The organism is Pseudomonas sp. NPDC089569 (assembly GCF_050280625.1).
GTDB lineage: Bacteria > Pseudomonadota > Gammaproteobacteria > Pseudomonadales > Pseudomonadaceae > Aquipseudomonas.
Genome location: NZ_JBNNVQ010000159.1, coordinates 1 through 8412, shown reverse-complemented (window position 1 = coordinate 8412; position 8412 = coordinate 1). Strand labels below are relative to the sequence as shown.

8 protein-coding genes, 1 tRNA gene and 2 pseudogenes are annotated in these 8412 nt (G+C 58.3%); 5 read left to right on the top strand and 6 right to left on the bottom strand.

What is annotated here, in order from left to right:
• The 5 genes and pseudogenes from ACQKP2_RS30790 to ACQKP2_RS30770 all read left to right on the top strand — a co-directional run.
• Positions 1-333 (top strand): annotated as a pseudogene (locus tag ACQKP2_RS30790) (glycine dehydrogenase (aminomethyl-transferring)); the annotation flags it as partial.
• 202 nt (positions 334-535) lie between these two features.
• Positions 536-1912: an L-serine ammonia-lyase gene (locus ACQKP2_RS30785; RefSeq protein ID WP_427582084.1), complete on the top strand. Its 1377-nt coding sequence runs from the start codon at positions 536-538 to the stop codon at positions 1910-1912.
• 36 nt (positions 1913-1948) lie between these two features.
• A complete protein-coding gene (gene gcvT / locus ACQKP2_RS30780; RefSeq protein ID WP_427582083.1) occupies positions 1949-3073 on the top strand; it encodes a glycine cleavage system aminomethyltransferase GcvT in 1125 nt (374 codons plus the stop codon).
• A gap of 404 nt (positions 3074-3477) precedes the next feature.
• A complete protein-coding gene (locus tag ACQKP2_RS30775; protein ID WP_010220199.1) occupies positions 3478-3690 on the top strand; it encodes a cold-shock protein in 213 nt (70 codons plus the stop codon).
• A gap of 96 nt (positions 3691-3786) precedes the next feature.
• Entirely contained in the window at positions 3787-4275 is a 489-nt protein-coding gene (locus ACQKP2_RS30770; protein ID WP_427582082.1) for an RDD family protein, read from the top strand.
• A gap of 136 nt (positions 4276-4411) precedes the next feature.
• On the opposite strand, the gene nadA is transcribed toward ACQKP2_RS30770, so the two are convergent.
• From nadA to ACQKP2_RS30740, 6 genes and pseudogenes are all read right to left on the bottom strand, one after another.
• Positions 4412-5470, bottom strand: coding sequence for a quinolinate synthase NadA (gene nadA / locus ACQKP2_RS30765; protein ID WP_427582081.1), 1059 nt, complete (start codon positions 5468-5470; stop codon positions 4412-4414).
• Between the two features lie 272 nt (positions 5471-5742).
• Positions 5743-5818, bottom strand: a tRNA-Lys gene (locus ACQKP2_RS30760).
• 63 nt (positions 5819-5881) lie between these two features.
• Positions 5882-6574, bottom strand: a complete 693-nt coding sequence (gene queC, locus ACQKP2_RS30755; protein ID WP_427582080.1) for a 7-cyano-7-deazaguanine synthase QueC — start codon at positions 6572-6574, stop codon at positions 5882-5884.
• A gap of 1 nt (position 6575) precedes the next feature.
• A complete protein-coding gene (queE, locus tag ACQKP2_RS30750; RefSeq protein ID WP_427582079.1) occupies positions 6576-7223 on the bottom strand; it encodes a 7-carboxy-7-deazaguanine synthase QueE in 648 nt (215 codons plus the stop codon).
• 166 nt (positions 7224-7389) lie between these two features.
• Positions 7390-8229, bottom strand: coding sequence for a tol-pal system protein YbgF (gene ybgF / locus ACQKP2_RS30745; RefSeq protein ID WP_427582078.1), 840 nt, complete (start codon positions 8227-8229; stop codon positions 7390-7392).
• Positions 8230-8235: 6 nt separating this feature from the next.
• A pseudogene (locus ACQKP2_RS30740) lies at positions 8236-8316 on the bottom strand (peptidoglycan-associated lipoprotein Pal); the annotation flags it as partial.
• Positions 8317-8412 lie beyond the last annotated feature (96 nt).

The window sequence follows — 8412 nt, the reverse complement described above, 5'->3', positions numbered from 1 at the left end:
CCGGTGGCCGGCACGCTGATGATCGAGCCGACCGAAAGCGAATCCAAGGAAGAACTGGACCGCTTCTGCGACGCCATGATCCGCATCCGCGAAGAAATCCGCGCGGTGGAAAACGGCACCCTCGACAAGGACGACAACCCGCTGAAAAACGCCCCACACACCGCGGCGGAGCTGGTGGGCGAGTGGACGCATGCGTATAGCCGGGAGCAGGCGGTGTATCCGGTTGCCTCGCTGATCGAAGGCAAGTATTGGCCACCGGTCGGTCGCGTCGACAACGTGTTCGGCGACCGCAACCTGGTCTGCGCCTGCCCGTCGATCGAAAGCTACGCTTAAACGAATGAGGGGCGGTTTCGACCGCCCCCATTTTCAAGAACACCACAGCCCCCTGTGGGAGCGAGCCTGCTCGCGATGACGGACTGACATTCAACATCAATGTCGCCGATAGACCGCTATCGCGAGCAGGCTCGCTCCCACAGGGATCTGCGCCAAATCTCACGTTCCGCCAATACCTATAAAAAGAAACCGGAGAACAACCATGTCGTTAAGCGTGTTCGACCTGTTCAAGATTGGCATCGGCCCCTCCAGCTCCCACACCGTCGGCCCGATGCGCGCAGCGGCGCGCTTCGCCGAAGGTTTGCGTCGTGAAGGGCTGCTGAGCGCAACCACCAGCGTCAAAGTCGAGCTGTATGGCTCGCTCGGCGCCACCGGCAAGGGCCACGGCAGCGACAAGGCCGTGTTGCTTGGGCTGGAAGGCGAGCACCCGGACACAGTGGACACCGACACCGTCGCCACTCGCCTGCAAGACATTCGCGGCACCGGACGCCTGAACCTGCTCGGTGAACACAGCATTGCGTTCAACGAGAAAGAACACCTGGCGATGATTCGCAAGCCGTTGCCCTATCATCCCAACGGCATGATTTTTCGCGCATTTGACGCCGCTGGCCTGCAAATCCGCAGCCGCGAGTATTACTCGGTGGGCGGCGGCTTTGTCGTCGATGAAGACGCCGCCGGCGCCGATCGCATCGTCGAAGACGCTACCGCCCTGACCTTTCCGTTTAAAACCGCCAAGGAATTGCTGGGGCATTGCGCTACCTATGGCTTGTCCATCAGCCAGGTGATGCTAACCAATGAAAGCGCCTGGCGTCCGGAAGCGGAAACCCGCGCCGGCCTGTTGAAAATCTGGCAAGTCATGCAGGACTGCGTCGCCGCCGGTTGCCGCAACGAAGGCATCCTGCCTGGCGGGCTGAAGGTCAAGCGCCGGGCGGCCGCATTGCATCGCCAACTGTGCAAGAACCCGGAGTCATCCCTTCGAGACCCGCTGTCGGTGCTCGACTGGGTCAACCTGTATGCCCTGGCCGTCAACGAGGAAAACGCCAATGGCGGACGCGTGGTCACGGCCCCCACCAACGGTGCGGCCGGGATCATTCCGGCGGTGCTGCATTACTACATGCGTTTCATTCCCACGGCGAACGATGACGGGGTGGTGCGTTTTCTGCTGACCGCCGCGGCCATCGGCATTCTGTACAAGGAAAACGCCTCGATTTCCGGTGCCGAAGTCGGCTGCCAGGGTGAGGTCGGAGTGGCCTGCTCAATGGCCGCCGGCGCCCTGTGCGAAGTCTTGGGCGGCACCGTGCAGCAAGTGGAAAACGCGGCGGAAATCGGTATGGAGCACAACCTGGGCCTGACCTGCGACCCGATTGGCGGGCTGGTCCAGGTGCCGTGCATCGAGCGCAATGCCATGGGCTCGGTCAAGGCCATCAATGCCGTGCGCATGGCCATGCGAGGCGACGGACACCATTTCGTCTCGCTCGACAAGGTCATCCGCACCATGCGCCAGACCGGCGCCGACATGAAGAGCAAATACAAGGAAACCGCCCGTGGCGGTTTGGCGGTCAACATTATCGAGTGCTGATGTGCGCTCATCTGCACCATTTTTCAGGAGCTGAATATGTCCACCGAACAACTGTTGAAAACCCCGTTGCACAGCCTTCACATCGAACTCGGCGCGCGCATGGTGCCGTTCGCCGGCTATGACATGCCGGTGCAGTACCCGCTGGGCGTCATGAAGGAACACCAGCACACCCGCGATCAGGCCGGACTGTTCGATGTCTCGCACATGGGTCAGATCCGCCTGACGGGCGCCAATGCCGCCAAGGCCCTGGAAACGCTGGTGCCGGTGGACATCATCGACCTGCCGGTGGGCATGCAGCGCTATGCGATGTTCACCAACGAAACCGGTGGCATTCTCGATGACCTGATGGTTGCCAACCTGGGCAATGACGAACTGTTCCTGGTGGTCAACGCCGCCTGCAAGGATCAAGACCTGGCGCACCTGAAAAAACACATCGGCGAGCAGTGCTCCATCGAACCGCTGTTTGAACAACGCGCCCTGCTGGCCTTGCAAGGCCCGGCCGCGGTGACCGTGCTTGCACGCCTGGCACCCGAGGTGGCGAAGATGACCTTCATGCAGTTCACCCGCGTGAAACTGCTGGGCGTGGATTGCTTCGTCAGCCGCTCGGGATACACAGGCGAAGACGGCTACGAAATTTCGGTGCCGGCTGCCAACGCCGAAGCCCTGGCCCGCGCCCTGCTGGCAGAGCCGGAAGTGGAAGCCATCGGCCTGGGCGCGCGCGACTCGCTGCGTCTGGAGGCCGGTCTGTGCCTGTACGGCCACGACATGAACACCGACACCACCCCGATCGAAGCCAGCCTGCTGTGGGCCATCTCCAAGCCTCGTCGTGCCGACGGCGCGCGTGCCGGTGGCTTCCCGGGTGCCGACACCGTATTCACCCAGCAACAGAGCGGTGTCAGCCGCAAGCGTGTGGGCCTGTTGCCTCAGGAACGCACCCCGGTGCGTGAGGGTGCCGAAATCGTCAACGAAGCGGGCGATATCATTGGCAGCGTCTGCAGCGGCGGCTTTGGACCGACCCTGGGTGGTCCTTTGGCGATGGGTTACCTCGATAGCGCTTATATCGCTCTCGATACACAGGTGTGGGCGATAGTTCGTGGGAAAAGGGTTCCTTTGCTTGTAAGCAAAATGCCATTTGTTCCACAACGCTACTATCGTGGCTGATTGACTGTTCCTATAAGTAACGCGATTGCGTTAACAGTGCACTAATGTGTAACGCAATCGCCATAAAATAGTGCATTGTTTGGCTCAATGCTTCGATTATGAACTTTGCTTATAACGTTCGAAAACAATTGAACAGGCATAACGAATAAGCAGCCACTAATGCCCCGTAAAACTGCCAGCAACCTGCGGAATTCCGGGGCTTCGCAGGGGCTTGTTTTTTCTCCCGTAGTTGGCGTAGAGTCTGTTCACTGTGTTTGCATGGGTCGCTTGGAATCGTGACCTGGGCAGTAGCCTACAAGTTAGCTACATCCCGTTCGACGTCTTCTTACTCTCCTGCAACCAGCCCCAGTACTCTTTCACGAGAAAGAGACTGTCATTAATTTTTGCGTCAAAGGAAATAAGAAATGTCCCAACGTCAGAGCGGTACCGTCAAGTGGTTTAACGACGAGAAAGGTTTTGGTTTTATCACTCCAGAAAGCGGTCCGGATCTGTTCGTGCATTTCCGCGCTATTCAGGGCAACGGTTTCAAGAGCCTGAAAGAAGGCCAGAAAGTGACCTTCATCGCCGTGCAAGGCCAGAAAGGCATGCAGGCTGACGAAGTCATCGCTGAAGCGTAATTCCCTTTTGCACAAAAAAGCCCCTGATGCTGACATCAGGGGCTTTTTTGTGCGCGCAAATCCGTAAAATGGCTTCTTTTTTCGCCGAGAGCCGCCATGTCGAAACACCTGCTAACCCCCCAGGGCGAATTTCCCGCCGCTGGCCTGGGTCGTCGTCTGGCCGCGATGTTCTATGATTTCCTGCTGTGCACCGCCCTGCTGATCGTCACCAGCGGCATCTACAAGATGATCCAGATGTCGATCATCGGCGAAGAGAAGATGCGCAAGCTCACGGAGGCCGGCGCACTCGATGGCGACCCGCTGCTCTCGACCGTGCTGCTGTTCGTGCTGTTTGGGTTCTTCGCCAAGTTCTGGACCCACTCAGGCCAGACCCTGGGCATGCAGGTCTGGAGCATCCGCGTGCAGAACGCCGATGGTTCCTCCATCAGCCTGTGGCAAGCGCTGCTGCGCTTCGTGGTATCGATTGCGTCGTTGCTATGCGTAGGCCTGGGATTCATCTGGTCGCTGTTCGACAAGCAAAACCGAAGCTGGCACGACATGTACTCCAACACCCGGCTCGTGCGCATTCCAAAGAAAACCAAATAATTTCCCGATGCACAAACCACTGTGGGAGCGAGCCTGCTCGCGATGGCGTAGCCTCAATCAGTTTCAATGCTGACTGAAGCACCGCTATCGCGAGCAGGCTCGCTCCCACAATTTTTTACGACGTCACTGACAGGTATCAGGCGTTGCCGGCCAGCTTCATCCGCGCAGCCTGGGTGAAATCCAGCATGCGCTTGAGCGGGCGAATCGCCTGCGGAATCAGCGCCGGGTCGACGAAGATCTCGTTTGCCCCCTCTTTCAACGCCTTGAGCGTACGCTCAAGTGTATTCATCGCCATCCACGGGCAGTGTGCACAGCTGCGGCATGCTGCACCGTTACCGGCCGTTGGTGCTTCGATAAAGACCTTGTCCGGGCACAACTGCTGCATCTTGTAGAAAATACCGCGGTCCGTGGCGACAATCAGGGTTTTGTTCGGCAGGGTCTGCGCCGCCGCGATCAACTGGCTGGTGGAACCGACAGCATCCGCCAACTCGATCACCGATGTCGGTGACTCCGGATGCACCAGGATCGCTGCATCAGGGTACAGCGCCTTCATGTCTTCGAGCTGTTTGGACTTGAACTCTTCGTGAACGATGCAGGCACCGTCCCACAACAGCATATCGGCGCCGGTCTGGCGTTGAATGTAGGTACCCAGGTGCTTGTCCGGCCCCCAGATGATGGTTTCGCCGTTGTCCATCAGGCTTTCGACGATTTCCAGCGCGCAGCTTGAAGTGACCACCCAGTCCGCTCGCGCCTTGACTGCCGCGGAGGTGTTTGCATACACCACCACCGTACGCTCGGGATGCTGATCGCAAAACGCGGAAAACTCGTCGACCGGACAACCCAGGTCCAGCGAGCACGTCGCCTCCAGAGTCGGCATCAGAACGCGTTTTTCGGGATTGAGGATCTTGGCCGTCTCTCCCATGAACTTGACCCCGGCAACCACCACGGTTTTGGCGGGGTGAGCATTACCGAATCGGGCCATCTCCAGAGAGTCGGAGACGCAACCACCGGTTTCTTCGGCCAGGGCCTGAATGATCGGATCGCAGTAAAAGTGGGCAACCAGTACCGCGTCCTGAGCCTTGAGCTCGGCGGCGATGGCGGCACGGTAGTAAGCCTCCTCATCGGCAGTCAGCTGCTTGGGCTGCTTGGCGTCGAGGTGGGCTTGAACCAGAAGACGTTCGGAAATTTGCGTCATGTTCGCAAGACCTGCAGGCGCATTCGCGCGAAAGTCGAGTATACACCCGGCTCCGGACCCATTCGGGTACCGCCGGGAAAGTGAGTATTCATCAGGCACGGACAGCAATGAAGCTGCGCAAGGCTACAGAATATCCCCGGTATGCAAAAGATGATTCTGATCTGTGTCATGCGCTGCCGCCCAGGAACCGGGCGAGCTTGAATCGCAGGCAAAAAAAAATCCGGAAATCCTCACTTTCGTGGGCCTTCCAGACTTTTTAAACAGCTTGAAAATGGTGGGTCGTGTAGGATTCGAACCTACGACCAATTGGTTAAAAGCCAACTGCTCTACCAACTGAGCTAACGACCCGCTGCTTGGTGGCGCGTATAATACTGATTTTTAAGGACTATTCAACACCTATTTTGAAATAAATCAAAAATAAGGTGTTGGATCGCTCACTCCGGCTGTAGCGAAGCCTTCGGCACGCAACCGGCAGCTGTCGCACTTGCCGCATGCGCGACCGTCGTCATCGGCCTGATAGCAGGAAACGGTCAGCGCATAGTCCACACCGAGCCGGGTGCCTGCCTGGACGATTTGAGCCTTGCTCAGGTTTTGCAACGGTGCCTGAATCCGGAATCCCTGACCTTCCACGCCGGCCTTGGTCGCCAGGTTGGCCATGCGCTCGAAGGCCTCGACGAACTCCGGACGGCAGTCAGGGTAACCCGAGTAATCGATGGCATTTACACCGATAAAGATGTCACGTGCTCCCAGCACTTCGGCCCACCCCAGGGCCAGCGACAGAAACACCGTGTTGCGAGCCGGCACGTAAGTGACCGGAATACCTTCGCTCGGAGCTTCCGGCACGTCAATGCTGCTGTCGGTGAGTGCAGAACCGCCAATACCATTGAGGTTGAGCCCGATCACTTTGTGCTCGATCACTCCCAGATCCCGCGCAACCCGCTCGGCCGCCTGTAGCTCGGCACGATGACGCTGGCCATAGTCGAAGCTCATGGTGTAGCAGCTGTAGCCATCAGCGCGCGCCATGGCGACGACTGTCGCGGAATCCAGGCCACCGGACAGCAGGATGACCGCACGTTTTTCCGTAGTGTTCAGTTGTTCCGTCATATCAGCGCCCCGGCTCGTCATTCCAAAGATATTTATGCAGCTGCAACTGCAGACGCACTGGCAAGTTATCCGCCACGACCCAGTCCGCCAGATCCCGTGCATTCAGATCATGGAAGCTGGGTGAGAACAGGACTTCGCCAGCACGCCGATCCAGACCGTACTGGATCAGCTTGGAGACCGACCAGTCGTAGTCTTCCCGCGAGCAGATGACAAACTTCACCTGGTCATTGGGCGTGAGCAGTTCAATGTTTTCGTAACGGTTGCGATGCGCTTCTTTCGAACCCGGCGTTTTCAGATCGACAACGCGACTGACCCGGGAATCTACCGCCGAGATATCAATAGAGCCACTGGTTTCCAGTGACACTTCGTAACCGGCATCACACAACCGCTTGAGCAATGGAATGGCATTGGGTTGCGCCAGGGGCTCGCCGCCGGTGACGCAGACATAACGCGGACGGAAACCGGCAACCTGCTCGAGGATATCCTCAAGCGTGCGAATGGTTCCGCCAGTAAAGGCGTAGGCACTGTCGCAGTATTGGCAGCGCAATGGGCAGCCGGTCAGACGCACAAAAACAGTGGGCAGGCCGGCGGTCCGAGTTTCACCCTGCAACGAGTAGAAAACTTCGGTGATTCTCAATGTGTCTTGCATAGTCGCCACGGGCGTAACAGCTAAACAGGCTGTCCGCCTCCGTCAGGCACTTCAAGGAACCCCGGCAATGCGCAGATCCCAAAAAGCGTGTTTCAGAAAAAGGGTGTGAATTCTAACGAAAAAACCCGCGACAAGCGCGGGTTTCTTCGAAACGGTTCGAGCAAGCTTACATGCGCTGCAGATCACGCTGGGCCAACTGCGCGGCGGAAGTACCCGGATATTGGGAAACCACCTGCTGCAGAATGCCTTTGACCCGGTCGGTGTGACCGAGGCGACGCTCCACATCAGCGAGCTTGTACAGCGAATCCGGCACTTTGGCGTGCTTTGGATAAAGCTGTGAAACCTTGGCGAATGCCTGACCTGCGCCTTGCAGATCGCCTTTGGCCAGGTTCACTTCACCCAGCCAGTACTGCGCATTGCCCGCATACTGACTGTTCGGGTACTTGCGCAGGAATGCGGTGAAGGCCTGACTGGCCTTGTCGAAGTCCTTGGCTTTGATCAGGTCGAAGGCCGCATCGTAGTAAAGCTTTTCCTTCGCCGGATCTCCCGGTTCGCTACTTGCCGCAGGTGCCTGAGTGGCCGCCGCCGCTGCGCCTGCGCCCGCTGCTGCACTGGGGGCGTTCAAATCGCCACCAGCTGAAGAATTCTCTGGAGTCGCGGCAGGTGCAACGCCGGACCCTATGCGCCGATCAAGATCCTGATATCGCTCCAGGTTTTCCTGCTTCATGCGCGCTACATCATTTTGCAGCACTTCGATCGCACCTTGCTGGCGCTCGATTTGTTGCTGCATTTGTTGCAGTTGGTTGAACAGTTCGCCCTGTGCCGAGACAGGGGCCGAAACCCCTCCCCCGGCATAGGCGCCGTTCGTACCGTAACCCGCAGGCGGATAACTGCTCCCGCTACTGTTATAACCGGAGTTGTCATCGACCACAGGAACCGCAGCCCACACCGCAAGCGGTGCCAGGCTGAGAGTCAGGACAGTTACAGCACGACGGCACGTTCGCATGACGAATTACTTACGCAGTTCGACGCGACGGTTTTGAGCCCAGGACTGCTCGTCGTTGCCGGTAGCAACTGGACGCTCTTCGCCGTAGTCAGCAACCTTCCTCAGATGCCTATATCGTGGCCGACATTCCGCGCTGGCGAATGATCTACGCAACCTCTGTGGAAAAAGACGGTTGGCTAAGCA